The organism is Pseudonocardia sp. KRD291, assembly GCF_019263595.1.
GTDB lineage: Bacteria > Actinomycetota > Actinomycetes > Mycobacteriales > Pseudonocardiaceae > Pseudonocardia.
In genome coordinates, this window is the sequence record NZ_JADQDD010000042.1 from 1 (window position 1) to 13,857 (window position 13,857).

Below are 13,857 nucleotides of genomic sequence, written 5' to 3' on the forward strand. Positions count from 1 at the left end.
GTCGACACCAACTTACCGCGAGTAGCATACTCGGAGTACGTCGACCGGGAGGATGGCAATGGCGGGATCACGCGGTGCACGACGATGGGTCCGGTGGCTGCTGCGCCACGGTGTGGTGCGGCGCACGGTCGCCCGCCAGGCCAGGGCCGGCGACCTGGGCGCGAAGATGATCATCGACCCGGAGGCGGTCCGCGACCCCTACCCGCGCTACGACGAGATCCGGGCCCAGGGCCGGGTCGTGCGCTCGGCGGTCACGCTGACCACGGTCGACCACGAGATCACCCAGACCATGCTGCGCAGTCCCGACTTCTGCGTCGGTATGCGGATGCCGGAGAACGCACCGAGCCTGCTGCGAGGACTGCTCAAGGTGGGCGGGGCCTTCCCGCTCGGCCCGGCCGAGCCGCCGTCGCTGCTCTCCACCGACCCGCCGGACCACACCCGGATGCGCAAGCTGGTCACCCGGGCGTTCAGCGCGAAGGCGATCGCGTCGCTGCGCGGGCGCACCGAGGAGATCGCGACCGAGCTGCTGGACGAGATGACCTCGCACGCCCGGGCCCAGCCGCGGGCCGACGTCATCGCCGAGTACGCCGCGCTGCTGCCGGCCACGGTGATCGCCGAGATGCTGGGCGCACCGCTGGACATGCGCGAGAAGTTCCTGCAGTGGGGCGCCGGTGGGGCCTACTCGCTGGACATGGGGCTGACCTTCCGCAACTTCCGGCGTTCCGAGCGCGACATCGACGCCCTGAGCGAGTGGATGCTGGGCCACTTCGAGGAGCTGCGGCGCAACCCGGGTGAGAACATCCTGTCCGACCTGGTGCAGGCGCACGACACCGACGAGGGGCGTCTGGCCGACGACGAGCTGCTCAGCATCGCGATGCTGCTGCTCGCGGCCGGCTTCGAGACGACGGTCAACCTGATCGGCAACGGCACGAAGGTCCTGCTCGAGCACCCCGACCAGCTCGCCCGCCTGCAGGCCGAGCCGGAGCTCTGGCCCAACGCCGTCGACGAGATCCTGCGGTTCGAGTCGCCGGTCCAGCGCACCGGCCGGGTGGCCGCGCGGGACACCGAGATCGCCGGGATCCCGATCCGTCGAGGGTCGGTGATCGTGGCGCACCTGGGCGGGGCGAACCGGGACCCGGCCGTGTTCGACGACCCGGCCACGTTCGACGTCGCCCGCGCCGGGGCGGACCGGCACGTGTCGTTCTCCAGCGGCATCCACTACTGCCTGGGTGCCGCGCTGGCGAAGATGGAGGGCGAGGTCGGCCTTCGTGCGCTGTTCGACCGGTTCCCCGGGATGCGCGCCGACGGCCCGGGCCACCTGCGCGGCACCCGCGTGCTGCGCGGCTACCGCTCGCTGCCGGTCCGCCTGGACCCGACCCCGGCCCCGGCCACCACGCAGGCCTGATTCCCGCGGTACTCGTGAACCACGACGCGCGCGCGGCGCTCGTCATGGTTCACGAGTGGCACCCGGCCGGGGGCCGGGGTCGGGGAACCGGGTCAGGCTCGGGTGGAGGCTGACGACGCCGAGGTGGTGACCAGGCTGATGATGGCGCAGCCGATCACCAGGTGGATCACGCCGGTGGCGATCCGGACGGTGAGGGGCTCGCCGGTCCAGGTCAGCGGCAGCACGGCGGCGACGGCGGTGGCCAGGCCTGCGATCCAGCCGAAGTAGGCCATCGGGCTCGGCGTGGAGACCAGCAGCAGGTGCGCCAGCCCGGTCGCGACCAGTGCGGCGACGGCCGCGTACACGTACAGCACGCCGGTGTTGCCGTCGCCGAGCGCGCCGGCGTCGAGCGGGGCCAGGTACGGGATCTGCAGCAGCACCCGGATGATCAGCAGCCCGACCAGGGCGATCAGCGCGGCGACGACGGCCGTCGCGACACCCCCGGCCCACAGCTTGCCGGCGTTCACCGCGGGGGTGCGCCGGGCGCGGGCGTGCCCCTCCTCGCGGCCCATCTGACGCGTCCGGTCGTCCTGTGCATCGGACATCTCGGCTCCTTCGGCTGCTGTTTCGCGCGTGGGCCCGGCGGCTGACGCATCACTGAGTCTGACGCACCGGCGACACCCTTGCACCGGAAGATCCTTCCGGGCGCATGGTGGCACCGTGTGCGCGGGAGGCTACAGCGACGTCCACCTTTCCGCCTCGACGGCTCCCCCGTCCGCGGGTGGTCGATGCTCCGAACGTCGCAATCGGCGCGGGTCAGCCCTGCAGCGCCGCGATCGCCGCCTCGGACTCGGAGACGACCCGGCGGGCACGCTCCTCCAACGCCGCGCCCTGTTCGGCCGCGGAGCCCATGTTGCCCTGCTTGTACCGGGTGTAGACGCCCGCGCCGATGCACGCCGAGCGCCAGCGGGCGAAGGCCAGGAAGTACGGGAGGTCCTGCAGCGACCGGCCGGAGAGCTCGGCGTAGCGGGCGGCGACCTCGTCGCGTTCGGGCCAGCCGGGCGCGGCGGTCGGGCCGGTCGTGATCGCGGGCCGGTCGTCGTCCGGGCGCTGCCACGAGGCCAGCACCCATCCCAGGTCGGCCAGCGGCTCGCCGAGCGTGGCCAGCTCCCAGTCGAAGATCGCCGCGATCCGGCCGTCCGCACCGAAGGACAGGTTGCCCGGGCGGTAGTCGCCGTGCGCGATCCGGGGCTTCGAGGGCTCCGGCATCCGCTCCACCAGCATCGCGTGCGCGGCGTCGACCGCGGCGAGGTCGGGGATCGCGCTCTGGTGCACCTGCCGGTGCCAGCGCCGCAGCTGGCGCTCCAGGTAGCTCCCGGGTCGGTGCAGGTCGCCCAGGCCGGCCTCGTCCGGGTCGACGGCGTGCAGCGCGGCCAGGACGTCGGCGACGTCGAGGCCACACGAACGCCGCAGGTCCGGCGGGATCGCCTCCCCGGAAGCGGCGTCGCCGGGCACGATCCCGTCGACGAACCCCATCACGTAGAACTCGGCCCCGATCACGTCGGTGTCGGCGCAGTAGGCGACCGCCTCGGGCACCGGGACCGGCGTCGGGTCGAGCGTCGAGATGAACCGCCACTCCCGGCCCATGTCGTGCGCGGTGGCCAGCACCCCGCCGGTCGGGGGGCGGCGCAGCGCGAACGCCGCCCCGGCGTCGTCGACGATCCGGAACGTCAGGTTCGAGTGACCGCCCGATATCCGCGACACCCGCACCGGGCCGTCACCGGTCCGCACGCGCGGCACCTCGGCGGACAGCCACGCGGTCAGTGCCACGGCGTCGACGCCGTCCTCGCTCTCACCCATGGCCTCCATCCAACATCGGACGGGGCCCGCGTGCCTACCCGCGGGTAAGGACGATCAGGTAGTGCACAACCGGTCTGATCGCGAGAGGATCCCCGCGTCACAGCCGGAGGAGTCGGAGAGGACCCACCGTGAGCGATCAGATCAAGGTCACCAGGACCGTCCAGGCCAGCCCCGAGCAGCTGTTCGCGCTGCTGTCGGACCCCGCTCGCCACACCGAGATCGACGGCGCCGGCATGCTGCGCGGCGTCGAGGGCCGCGCCGAGCCGGTCACCGGTGTCGGTGACCAGTTCCTGATGAACATGGACCAGGAGGGCCTGGGCAGCTACCAGATGCGCAACACCGTCACCGCCTACGAGCAGGACCGCACGATCGGCTGGGCTCCGGAGCTGTACCCGCTCGACTCGCTCAAGGACAAGATCGGCGACATCGAGCCGAAGGGCCACACCTACACCTGGGAGCTCGAGCCGGCCGGGTCCGGGCAGACCACGGTCACCCAGACCTACGACTGGAGCGAGGTCACCGACGACGGCTTCCGCGGCCTGTTCCCCCGCGTGAGCGAGGAGCAGCTCGGCGAGACGATCGACCGGGCCGCGCGGGCGGCGACGTAGGCCGGCCTTTCGCTGTCCTATCCGGACGTCAGGGGCAGCACGAGACGGGCGAGCAGGTGTTCGGTCTCGGACGCGGGGTCGGTGGTCAGTCCGGTGTGCACCGGCCCCGGCTGGACGATCGTGCTGCGCGCCGTCGTGAGCCTGCGGAAGCGGCGGCCGATGTCCTCCCCCGCTCCGGGCCCGGTCGCGGCCAGCGCCCCGGTGCTGCGCCGGTCCGAGCGCGGCGGCTCGGGCACCGCGGTCACCTCCGCGAGGGTCGCCAGCAGCGACTCGACGGCGTCGGCGTCGGCGCGGGGGTCCAGCGCGCGCAGCCGCTCGCGGTCCAGGTGCACCCGGGCGGCCAGGAAGTCCCGCGCCCGGCAGTGCAGCACGACGCCGGCGTTCATCGACTCGCCGCGGTCCACCCGGGGCACCACCCGCAGCACCGCGTACTCGAACACGACGTGACCGGTCACGGGCCCACCCTGCCCAGGCGGCTGCGCAGCCACCCCGGCGGGTTCGGTGCGCGGGTCACCGGGCTAGGCCGCCCCCGCGCGACCATCTCCGCGACGCCCGGCAGCCAGGCCCCCCGCTCGGCGCACCGGGCCGCGACCGTCGCGGCGTAGGCGTCGCGCACCTGTTGCGCGGACCCGAAGCCGGGCTCGTCGTCGAGCCACTCGTCGGGCACCGCCGCCGTCACCGCGTCCAGGGTCTGCGCCGTGACGAGCGAGGCGAGGGCGGCGTCGGCGGCGTCCAGGTCCGGGGCGCAGCCGAGCAGGACGTGGTCGCCGGCGTCGTAGGGCCGCTGCGGGAATCGCTGCGCGGCCGGCCACGAGTGCGCGAACGTCAGCGTCGCGCCGTGGTCGATCAGGAACGGGCTGCGGTGCCAGAGCAGCATGTTCGAGTTCCGCCAGGACCGGTCGACGTTGCCGACCAGCGCGTCGAACCACAGCACCCGCCCGGCCAGCTCCGGTCCGGGGTCGAACGCGAGCGGGTCGAAGTCCAGCGCCCCGGGCAGGAAGTCGGTGGCCAGGTTGAGCCCCGGCGAGTTCCGCAGCAGCTCCTGGACCTCCTGGTCCGGTTCGCTGCGGCCCAGCTCCGGGTCGACGACGACGGTGCAGAGCTCGGGTACCGGCAGGCCCAGCGCCCGGGCCAGCTCCCCGGAGACGATCTCGGCGACCAGCACCGCGCGCCCCTGGCCCGCGCCGCGGAACTTCACCGCGTAGGTGCCCTGGTCGTCGGCCTCCATCAGGCCGGGCAGCGACCCGCCCTCGCGCAGCGGCGTGACGTAGCGGGTGGCCCTCACCTGGCGCAGCACGTTCGTCCCCCCGGTCCACGTCGTGGCCCTCGGCGACCCGACGCCGCCGAACGCTACCCGGGACCTGCGCGGACGCCGAGCGGATTGCCACCCGCGCGACAGCGCCGCCCGCACCCGGTGACCGGGTGCGGGCCGCACCGCGAGGGTTCACCGGCCCGCCCGGTGTCGGGGGCGTCGGGCGGGCCGGGAGACCGGTGTAGGGAAGGTCCTCAGACGGAGATCGGCTGCCGGATGGCCATGGTCTGCTCCATCCGGCGCTCCTGGGCGATCGCCAGCAGGTGGTCCACGCTGAACCGGCCCGGCCCGGCCGCCATCAGCCCGAGGACGCCGACGATGATCACGCCGACCAGCTCCCAGCCCTTGTTCGCGACGAAGATGCCGTTCTGCCCGTGCACGAAGAAGATCGCGCCGGCCATCACGAACACGAGGAACGACGCCGGGACGGTCATCTTCAGGCCCAGCAGGATCGCGGCCGAGGCCACGAACTCGACGACGATGGTGAACGCGGCCGCGGCGATCGCCAGTGGGATGCCGAACTTCGAGAACACGACGGCGGTGTCGGACAGGCCCTGGGAGAGCTTCTGCCACGCGTGGGCCACCATCACGACCACCAGGACGACCCGGGCGATCAGCAGGGCGACGTCCCGCGGGGTTCCGGACAGGGAGCGGTACACGGTTCCTCCTCGCTACGTTCGGTGATGTCTTCACCACGTAATGCAAGAAACCCTATGGCTCAACTCGCACTGCTCCACCCGGTTCAGTGACGTGCCGCGACGAATCGACCGCACGGTGCGACAAGTCCGCCGTCGAACGGCACCATCGAGCGTCCCCCGAACGACGCGCGCTGCGACCGGACCGTTTCCGTCCGCGACCGGTCGACGGGTTGTTCATCTTGCAACAAGACGGTGATCACTTTCACACTGCGTCATGCGGCTCCCGCACGGGCTCACCCCAACGTCGGAGCCCAGACCCGGATGCCGATGGCCGGTCACGGTGTGGCAGCCGGCGGCGCAGCCCGCCGTCGTGGGATGACCGTTCGTCGGGGAACGGACGTCCGCCGGCCTCACCGAGGGTCGTCGCCGAGGCCGGTTCGCCACGCCGACGAGGACGCGCGCCCACCCCGCAGCGTCACCGGGCGTGTCCGGCGGGGCGTACCCGGCGGCGCGTGTCCGGCGCGACGCGCCCCCCGCGGGAGAGCATGATGGCGGCCGTGTCCGACCTGCCGCAGAAAGACCGCACAGCCGAAACGAGCTCCGCGATGGACATCACCGCCACCCCCGAGTGGACGGCGCTGACCGAGCACCACGCGGCCGTCGAGCCCCGGCACCTGCGCGCGCTGTTCGACGAGGACCCGGGCCGCGTCGACGCGATGACGCTGCACGGCGCCGACCTCGTCCTCGACCACTCCAAGCACCGGATCACCCGCGAGACCGTCGGGCTGCTCGCCGCGCTGGCCCGTCGCGCCGGCCTGCCGGAGCGGATCGAGGCGATGTTCACCGGCGAGCACATCAACACCAGCGAGGACCGCGCCGTCCTGCACACGGCGCTGCGCCTGCCCCGCGACGCCTCCCTGACCGTCGACGGCCAGGACGTCGTCGCCGACGTGCACGCGGTGCTCGACCGGATGCGCGCGTTCACCGACACGGTGCGCTCCGGGGAGTGGACCGGCAGCACCGGCCGGCGCATCCGCACCGTCGTCAACATCGGGATCGGCGGCTCCGACCTCGGCCCGGTGATGGCCTACGAGGCGCTCAAGGACTACAGCCTGCGCGAGCTGGAGTGCCGCTTCGTCTCCAACATCGACCCGACCGACCTGTCCGAGACGGTCCGCGACCTGGACCCGGCCACGACGCTGTTCATCGTCTCCTCCAAGACGTTCGGCACCCAGGAGACGCTGACCAACGCCCGCAACGCGCGTTCGTGGCTGCTGGAGAAGCTCGGTGCCGGCGACGACGCGATCGCGCAGCACTTCGTGGCGGTGTCCACGAACGCGGAGAAGGTGTCGGAGTTCGGCATCTCCACCGACAACATGTTCGGCTTCTGGGACTGGGTCGGGGGGCGCTACTCACTGGACTCCGCGATCGGGCTGTCGCTGATGTGCGCGATCGGGGCCGAGCGCTTCGGCGAGTTCCTCGCCGGCATGCACGCCATGGACTCCCATTTCCGCACCACGGCGCTGGAGCAGAACCTGCCGGTCGTCGCCGGGCTGCTCGGGGTCTGGTACACGAACTTCTTCGGCACCGAGACCCGCGCCGTGCTGCCCTACAGCCAGTACCTGCACCGGCTGCCCGCCTACCTGCAGCAGCTGACGATGGAGTCCAACGGCAAGTCCGTGCGCGGCGACGGCACGCCGGTGTCCACGGTGACCGGGGAGATCTTCTGGGGCGAGCCGGGCACGAACGGCCAGCACGCGTTCTACCAGCTGCTGCACCAGGGCACCCGGATCGTGCCGGCCGACTTCATCGGCTTCGGCGAGCCGAACCACGAGCTGCCGGGTGAGGGGGAGGCGGACATGCACGACCTGTTCATGGCCAACCTGTTCGCCCAGACCGCGGCGCTGGCGTTCGGCAAGACGGCCGAGGAGATCGCCGCCGAGGGCACCGCCGCCGACGTCGTCGCGCACAAGGTCATGCCCGGCAACCGGCCGACGTCGACGATCATGGCCGCGAAGCTGACGCCGTCGGTGCTGGGCCAGCTGATCGCCTTCTACGAGCACATGACGTTCGTCGAGGGGACGATCTGGGGCATCGACTCCTTCGATCAGTGGGGCGTCGAGCTGGGCAAGGTGATGGCCAAGCAGTTCGGGCCCGCCCTCTACGCCGCCGACCCGCCGGACGCGGCGGAGGCCGGCCTGGACGCCTCGACCGCCGCGCTGATCGCCCGCTACCGGTCGATGCGCGGCCGCGGCTGACTCCATGATCGGCGGGCGGGTCCCGATCCGCGCCGTCGGTGGCCTCGATCGGGACCGGACCGCCGATCACCGCCTGCTCACCCGCCGCGACGCGGACTTGGTGTCGGCCGGAGGGCAGAATGGCCCGGTGGACCAACCCGTACGCCGGTGGGGCCCCACCGCTGTCGTCGCCGCCATCCTGCTCGTCCTGGCCGGGGTGCTCGTCGCGGTGGCGTTCACCGGAGGGCTGCTCGCCGACGACCGCGGGCTGCTGGACGGCGCCGCGGCCGGTCGCTCGCCGGGTCTGACCACGGCGGCGGTCGTGCTGACCACGGTCGGGAACACCGCGGCGATGGCCGTGCTCGCCGTCGTCGTCGGGGGTGTGCTGTTCGTGCGCGGGCGCCGGGCCGAGGGCGTCTACCTGGTCGCGACGATGGGCAGCGCCAGCGTGGTGTTCACGGTGGTCAAGAACCTGCTGGACCGCCCGCGTCCGCCCGCGGAGCTGCAGGTGCTCCGGGAGACGAACGAGTCACTGCCCTCCGGGCACGCCACCATGTCGGCCACCGTGATCGGCGCCATCGTGATCCTGGCCTGGCCGCACCTGGCCGCGCTCGGACGTGCCCTCGCCGTCGTCGCCGCCGTGCTGTGGGTGGGCGCGGTCGGGGCGACCCGGATCTACCTGGGCGTGCACTGGTTCAGCGACGTCCTCGCCGGGTGGACGCTCGGCCTGGGCTGGGCGAGCCTGGGCGCCGCGATCCTGTTCCGGTGGTGCGCCCCCGCCCCCGCCGCCCCGGACGCGCAGGACGCCGCCGAACGAGGGTGACGTTCGTAGCGTCGCACGCGACGGATTCCACGCCCGTCGCGATCAGCTGCTCTGTTCCTTGCTGCACCACCACGTGGAGCGGCCACCGACGGTGCCGTGGCGCATCGCGGCGCCGCAGCGGGGGCAGTGCCCGCCCTCGTGACGGTGCTCGATCACCGTCCCGGTGTGCACGCCGCCGCCCTCGATCGCGGCCGTCAGTGCCTTCTCCAGGTTGCGGTACAGGCGGTCGACGTCGCGGCGCGCCAGCTCGTCGGCGCGCGCGGCCGGGTCGACCTTCGCCTGCCAGAGCGTCTCGTCGGCGAGCAGGTTGCCGACCCCGGCCAGCACCGACTGGTCGAGCAGCCGGGCCTTGACCGCGGAGCGCCCGCGGGTGACCCGGTTCCGGAAGTCGGCGGCGGTGATCGACCCGGCGTCCGGGCCGAGGCCGGACAGGTCCGGATCCAGGCGGACCCGGCCCAGCCGGCGCTTGTCGAACAGGCGGAACCGCCCGCCGTCGGCGAAGGTCATCGTGAACCGGTCCCACTCCGCCTTGCGTGGCGCACGGTCGGGGCGTTCCGGGCCACCTCCGGTCCGCTCGCCGGCGGAGTTCGTGACCACGATCCGCCCGCCCATGCCCAGGTGCACGCCGAGCGAGGGCCCCTCGGTGCCGTCCGCGGTCTCGGTGTCGCACCACATCGTCTTGCCGCGGCGGTGCGCCGCGGTCAGCTTCCCGCTAACGAGCGCGGTGGCGATGTCGCCGGGGCGGTGCGGTCGGCAGACCCACTCGTCCCGGTCGTCGATCTCCTCGATTCGCCGGTCGAGCGCCTCGACGAGCACCTGACGCGCGTTCTCCACCTCGGGCAGTTCGGGCACGGGGGCGAGTCTGCCGAACCCGTGGAACAGTCGCGCGCCGACAGCCGTTGACCGTCACGTGACGACCGAGCGGATGCGGGTGCGGGCGCCGGAGCTGCGCGGGCGGCGGTGGCTCAACACCGGCGGCGAGGAGCTGACCCTGGCCGGGCTGCGCGGCCGGATCGTGGTCCTGGACTTCTGGACGTTCTGCTGCGTCAACTGCCTGCACGCCCTCGACGAGCTGCGGCCGCTCGAGGAGGAGTTCGGCGACGTCCTGGTGATCATCGGCGTGCACTCGCCGAAGTTCGTGCACGAGGCCGACCCGGCCGCCGTCGAGGCCGCGGTGGAGCGCTACGACGTCACGCACCCGGTCCTCGACGACCCGGACCTCATCACCTGGGACGCCTACGCCGCACGGGCCTGGCCGACGCTGGCCGTGATCGACCCGTCCGGGAAGGTCGTCGCGCGGATGGCGGGTGAGGGGCACGGACCGGGGCTGGCGTCGCTGGTCCGGGAGCTGGTCGTCGAGCACGAGGCCGCGGGCACACTGCGGCGCGGGGACGGCCCCTACGTCGCGCCGCCGGCCCCGGAGACCGCCCTGCGGTTCCCCGGCAAGATCGTGGCGTTGCCGGGCGGGACGTTCCTGGTCTCGGACACCGCGCACCACCAGGTCGTCGAGCTGGAGGCGGACCTGCAGACCGAACGCTGCCGGTTCGGGACGGGGTCGCGCGGGTTCACCGACGGGTCGTCGCCGCGGTTCAGCGAGCCGCAGGGACTGCTCGTGCTGCCCCCGGACGTCGCCGGGGCCGCCGGGTACGACGTGCTGGTCGCCGACACCGTCAACCACGCCCTGCGCGGGCTGCGCCTGGGCGACGGCGACGTCCGCACCGTCGCCGGCACCGGCGCGCAGCTGCGCGAACGGGTGCTGCCCGGCGAAAGCTTCGACGCGACCTCGGCCGAGCTCTCCTCGCCGTGGGACCTGGCGTGGTGGGACGGGCGCGCCGTCGTCGCGATGGCCGGGCCGCACCAGCTGTGGTCGTTCGACCCGGCGTCCGGCGAGATCACCGTGCTGGCCGGGACGACGAACGAGGGCCTGCGCGACGGCGCGCCGGACGACGCGTTCTTCGCCCAGCCCAGCGGGCTCGCGGTGGACGGCGACGGGACGCTCTGGGTCGCCGACGCCGAGACCTCGGCGTTGCGGCGGGTGCAGCGCGCACCGGCCGTCGGTGCCGAGGTGGGCACGGCCGTCGGGCAGGGGCTCTTCGAGTTCGGGCACCGCGACGGCCCGGGCGCCGAGGCGTTGCTGCAGCACCCGCTCGGGGTGGCCGTGCTGCCGGACGGGTCGGTGGCGGTGGCCGACACCTACAACGGCGCGGTCCGGCGCTTCGACCCGTCGACGACGACGGTCTCCACGCTCGCCGAGGGCCTCGCCGAGCCGTCGGACCTGCTAATCGACGGCGACGAGCTGATCGTCGTGGAGAGCGCGGCGCACCGGCTGGTGCGGCTGCCGATCCCGGGCGGGGCCCGCACGGACGCGACACGGGTCGACGGGGCCGCGCACCGGGTCCGGCGGGCGCCGACCGACCTGTCCCCGGGCGCCGTCGAGCTGCGGATCGCGTTCACCCCGCCGGCCGGTCAGCACCTCGACGACCGCTTCGGCGACCCGACGTCGCTGACGGTCGCCGCGTCACCGCCGGAGCTGCTCCTCGACGGCGCCGGGACGTCCACCGGCCTGACCCGCACGCTGCGCCTGTCCCCCGACGTCACCGACGGCGTTCTGCAGGTGGCGGTCGCCGCCGCGTCCTGCGACGACGCCGGCAGCCCGGGGACGGTCGACACGTTCGCCGCCTGCCACCGCTACCAGCAGGACTGGGGCATCCCGGTCCGCCTCGTGCCCGGAGCGGACACCGCTCTCGACCTGGACCTGCGCGCCGTCTGAGGCGCACCCCGACCAGCCGGGCCCGGCGGGGGTCGATCAGGGGCCGAGCCAGGCCAGGACGGCCATCACGCGGCGGTGGTCGTCCGAGGACGGCGGCAGGCCGAGCTTGGTGAAGATCGACGAGATGTGCTTCTCCACGGCCCCCTGGGTGATCACCATGATCCGGCCGATCGCGGTGTTCGTCCGGCCCTCGGCCATCAGCCCGAGCACCTCCCGCTCACGCGGGGACAGCTCGGCGATCGGGTCCTTGCGGCGGCGCTTGGACAGCAGCGCGGAGACGACCTCCGGGTCCAGGACGGTGCCGCCGTCGGCGACCCGGGTCAGGGCGTCGGACAGGTCCGCCAGGCGCGAGACCCGGTCCTTGAGCAGGTAACCGATCCCGCCGCCGGCCTCGAGCAGGTCGGTCGCGTAGGACTCCTCGACGTACTGGGACAGCACCAGGATCTTGGTCTCGGGCAGGGTCCGCCGGATCTGCAGGGCGGCGCGCAGGCCCTCGTCGGTGAACGTCGGCGGCATCCGCACGTCGACGACGGCGACCTCCGGCCGGTGCTCCTCCACGGCCTCGACCAGCGCCTCGCCGTCCCCGACCGCGGCCACGACCGTCGCCCCGGCCTCGTCGAGCAGGCGGACGAGCCCCTCCCGCAGCAGCAGCGAGTCCTCGGCCAGGACCACCTTCATCGTCATGGGGTCATCATCGCCGACCGGGTCGTCGTCGCGCTCTATCCCTCGCCGAGTCCGGCCAGCGGGATCTCCGCGGTGAGACGGGTCGGCCCGCCTGCGGGACTGGACACCTCGAGCGAGCCCTCGACGATCTCCAGACGGTCGGTCAGCCCGGCCAGTCCGTGGCCCTTGCCCAGGTGCGCGCCGCCGACGCCGTCGTCGGACACGGTGACCAGCAGGATGTCGTCACCGGAGGTCACGGTGACCGTGCACAGGGTCGCGTCCGCGTGCTTGGCCACGTTGGTCAGGGCCTCGCTGACGACGAAGTAGGCGGTGTTCTCCACCAGCGCGGGCAGCCGGGTGCCCTCGGCCAGCGCGACGTCGAGCGAGACCCGTACCGGGCAGCGCGCCGCGGCGGCGGCCAGCGCCGGCCCCAGCCCGCGGTCGGCCAGGATCGGCGGCGCGATCCCGCGGGAGAGCGCGCGCAGCTCGGTGAGTGCCTCGTGGCTCTGCGCCAGCGCCTCGGCCAGCAGCGGGCGCACCCGGTCGGGGTCGTCGTCGAGGCGCCGGACCGCGGCCTCGATGTCCATGCCCAGGCGCACCAGGCGTTGCTGCGGCCCGTCGTGGATGTCGCGTTCGAGTCGCCGCAGCGTCTGCGCCTCGGCCGCGACGGCGGCCCGCCGCCCGGCCGCCAGCTGCAGCGCCCGGGCGCGCAGGGCCGCGGTCTGGTTGGTCAGCAGGCCCCGGGCCAGCAACGCACGGACGTCGGTCAGCCAGCGGACCACGATCGGCAGCGTGGCCAGCAGCAACACGCCGAGCCCGGTGTTGAGCGCGACGTCGCCGAGCCGCGAGTCGACGCCGGTGATGCTGCCGAACAGCGTCCAGCCCGACTCCCCCTGCGGCAGCGACCACTGCCAGAACACGTAGAGCAGCCCGCCCAGCCCGGCCACCGCCCAGACCAGGGCGAGAAGCGCCGTCACCAGCCGCAACGGGAACCCGGCCATGGCGTGTGCGAGGTCGCGCCAGGACTGCGGGTCGGCCAGCCCGCGCAGCAGCCGGCCCATGCCCTTGCCCCGGGTCGGGCGGTAGTGGTGCGGGGGCAGCGGGCGACCGGTCGCGGCCTCGGTGGCGCGACGTTCGAGCCCGGCGAAACCGCGGGCGGCGGCCAGCGTGCCGATCGTGATCGGCAGCCCGACCCAGGCCACCGCCGTGGCCGAGCCGAGCACGAGCCCGACCAGCACCACCACGAACGTCACGGTCGCCAGCGGCAGCCCGGCCAGCAGGTAGGCCATCTGCGCGCCCAGACGGGTCCGTCCGGGCCAGGTCGCCGGCCAGCTCATCGACCCGAGACCGTTCACCGGGACGTGCAGCGCGCCCTCACGCAGGAGCCCGTCGCGCAGTGCCTCGTACGGGTGCCAGCCGCCGGCCACGCGGACCAGGTGCGCCTCGTCCGCGCCCCGGTCGTGCCCGTTCCCGGTCTCCTCCGGCACCCCGATCACCCCGCCCGGCTCGCGGCTCCTCCCTGCCGGGAGCCCAGGACCGAGGGTAGGGCCATCGGGGGGGCG

13 protein-coding genes are annotated in these 13,857 nt (G+C 73.5%); 5 read left to right on the forward strand and 8 right to left on the reverse strand.

What is annotated here, in order from left to right; all coding sequences use genetic code 11:
* Positions 1–58 precede the first annotated feature (58 nt).
* Positions 59–1,405 (forward strand): cytochrome P450, encoded by a 1,347-nt coding sequence (locus I4I78_RS08725; protein WP_218610727.1) that lies wholly within the window; start codon positions 59–61, stop codon positions 1,403–1,405.
* 92 nt (positions 1,406–1,497) lie between these two features.
* Here I4I78_RS08725 and I4I78_RS08730 read toward each other — a convergent pair whose 3' ends face one another.
* On the reverse strand, positions 1,498–1,989 hold the full coding sequence (locus tag I4I78_RS08730) for a DUF6069 family protein (protein WP_218610728.1): 492 nt from the start codon (positions 1,987–1,989) through the stop codon (positions 1,498–1,500).
* Between the two features lie 211 nt (positions 1,990–2,200).
* Entirely contained in the window at positions 2,201–3,244 is a 1,044-nt protein-coding gene (locus I4I78_RS08735) for a phosphotransferase family protein (RefSeq protein ID WP_218610729.1), read from the reverse strand.
* 128 nt (positions 3,245–3,372) lie between these two features.
* On the opposite strand from I4I78_RS08735, the gene I4I78_RS08740 reads away from it, so the two are divergent.
* Positions 3,373–3,852 (forward strand): SRPBCC family protein, encoded by a 480-nt coding sequence (locus tag I4I78_RS08740; protein WP_218610730.1) that lies wholly within the window; start codon positions 3,373–3,375, stop codon positions 3,850–3,852.
* A 17-nt stretch (positions 3,853–3,869) separates the two neighbouring features.
* Here I4I78_RS08740 and I4I78_RS08745 read toward each other — a convergent pair whose 3' ends face one another.
* The 3 genes from I4I78_RS08745 to I4I78_RS08755 all read right to left on the reverse strand — a co-directional run bounded on the left by I4I78_RS08745 (position 3,870) and on the right by I4I78_RS08755 (position 5,823).
* Positions 3,870–4,307: a DUF3037 domain-containing protein gene (locus I4I78_RS08745; RefSeq protein WP_218610731.1), complete on the reverse strand. Its 438-nt coding sequence runs from the start codon at positions 4,305–4,307 to the stop codon at positions 3,870–3,872.
* Entirely contained in the window at positions 4,304–5,149 is an 846-nt protein-coding gene (locus I4I78_RS08750) for a HipA family kinase (RefSeq protein WP_218610732.1), read from the reverse strand. The genes I4I78_RS08745 and I4I78_RS08750 overlap by 4 nt, the downstream gene beginning before the upstream one ends.
* Before the next feature lie 209 nt (positions 5,150–5,358).
* The gene (locus tag I4I78_RS08755; RefSeq protein WP_218610733.1) at positions 5,359–5,823 is read right to left on the reverse strand and encodes a DoxX family protein; all 465 of its coding nucleotides are present in this window, start codon (positions 5,821–5,823) and stop codon (positions 5,359–5,361) included.
* Positions 5,824–6,407: 584 nt separating this feature from the next.
* Between I4I78_RS08755 and pgi the strand changes: the two genes are divergently transcribed.
* Both pgi and I4I78_RS08765 read left to right on the forward strand, forming a co-directional pair.
* Positions 6,408–8,060, forward strand: coding sequence for a glucose-6-phosphate isomerase (gene pgi / locus I4I78_RS08760; RefSeq protein WP_218610734.1), 1,653 nt, complete (start codon positions 6,408–6,410; stop codon positions 8,058–8,060).
* 127 nt (positions 8,061–8,187) lie between these two features.
* Complete coding sequence (locus tag I4I78_RS08765; RefSeq protein WP_218610735.1) at positions 8,188–8,862, forward strand: phosphatase PAP2 family protein; 675 nt, start codon at positions 8,188–8,190, stop codon at positions 8,860–8,862.
* Positions 8,863–8,904: 42 nt separating this feature from the next.
* Here the strand turns inward: I4I78_RS08765 and I4I78_RS08770 are convergent, their stop codons facing one another.
* Positions 8,905–9,714, reverse strand: coding sequence for an Fpg/Nei family DNA glycosylase (locus I4I78_RS08770; RefSeq protein ID WP_218610736.1), 810 nt, complete (start codon positions 9,712–9,714; stop codon positions 8,905–8,907).
* A gap of 73 nt (positions 9,715–9,787) precedes the next feature.
* On the opposite strand from I4I78_RS08770, the gene I4I78_RS08775 reads away from it, so the two are divergent.
* Positions 9,788–11,632 (forward strand): NHL domain-containing thioredoxin family protein, encoded by a 1,845-nt coding sequence (locus I4I78_RS08775; protein ID WP_218610748.1) that lies wholly within the window; start codon positions 9,788–9,790, stop codon positions 11,630–11,632.
* Between the two features lie 36 nt (positions 11,633–11,668).
* Here I4I78_RS08775 and I4I78_RS08780 read toward each other — a convergent pair whose 3' ends face one another.
* Positions 11,669–12,310: a response regulator transcription factor gene (locus tag I4I78_RS08780; protein ID WP_218610749.1), complete on the reverse strand. Its 642-nt coding sequence runs from the start codon at positions 12,308–12,310 to the stop codon at positions 11,669–11,671.
* A gap of 41 nt (positions 12,311–12,351) precedes the next feature.
* Complete coding sequence (locus I4I78_RS08785) at positions 12,352–13,782, reverse strand: sensor domain-containing protein (RefSeq protein WP_308251981.1); 1,431 nt, start codon at positions 13,780–13,782, stop codon at positions 12,352–12,354.
* Between the last annotated feature and the right edge of the window lie 75 nt (positions 13,783–13,857).

What these genes read in the sequence shown, in the direction of transcription:
- I4I78_RS08780 (WP_218610749.1), bottom strand. Translation starts at nt 12,310, where the DNA reads ATGAAGGTGGTCCTGGCCGAGGACTCGCTGCTGCTGCGGGAGGGGCTC.
- pgi (WP_218610734.1), top strand. Translation starts at nt 6,408, where the DNA reads ATGGACATCACCGCCACCCCCGAGTGGACGGCGCTGACCGAGCACCAC.
- I4I78_RS08730 (WP_218610728.1), bottom strand. Translation starts at nt 1,989, where the DNA reads ATGTCCGATGCACAGGACGACCGGACGCGTCAGATGGGCCGCGAGGAG.
- I4I78_RS08735 (WP_218610729.1), bottom strand. Translation starts at nt 3,244, where the DNA reads ATGGGTGAGAGCGAGGACGGCGTCGACGCCGTGGCACTGACCGCGTGG.
- I4I78_RS08775 (WP_218610748.1), top strand. Translation starts at nt 9,788, where the DNA reads ATGCGGGTGCGGGCGCCGGAGCTGCGCGGGCGGCGGTGGCTCAACACC.
- I4I78_RS08725 (WP_218610727.1), top strand. Translation starts at nt 59, where the DNA reads ATGGCGGGATCACGCGGTGCACGACGATGGGTCCGGTGGCTGCTGCGC.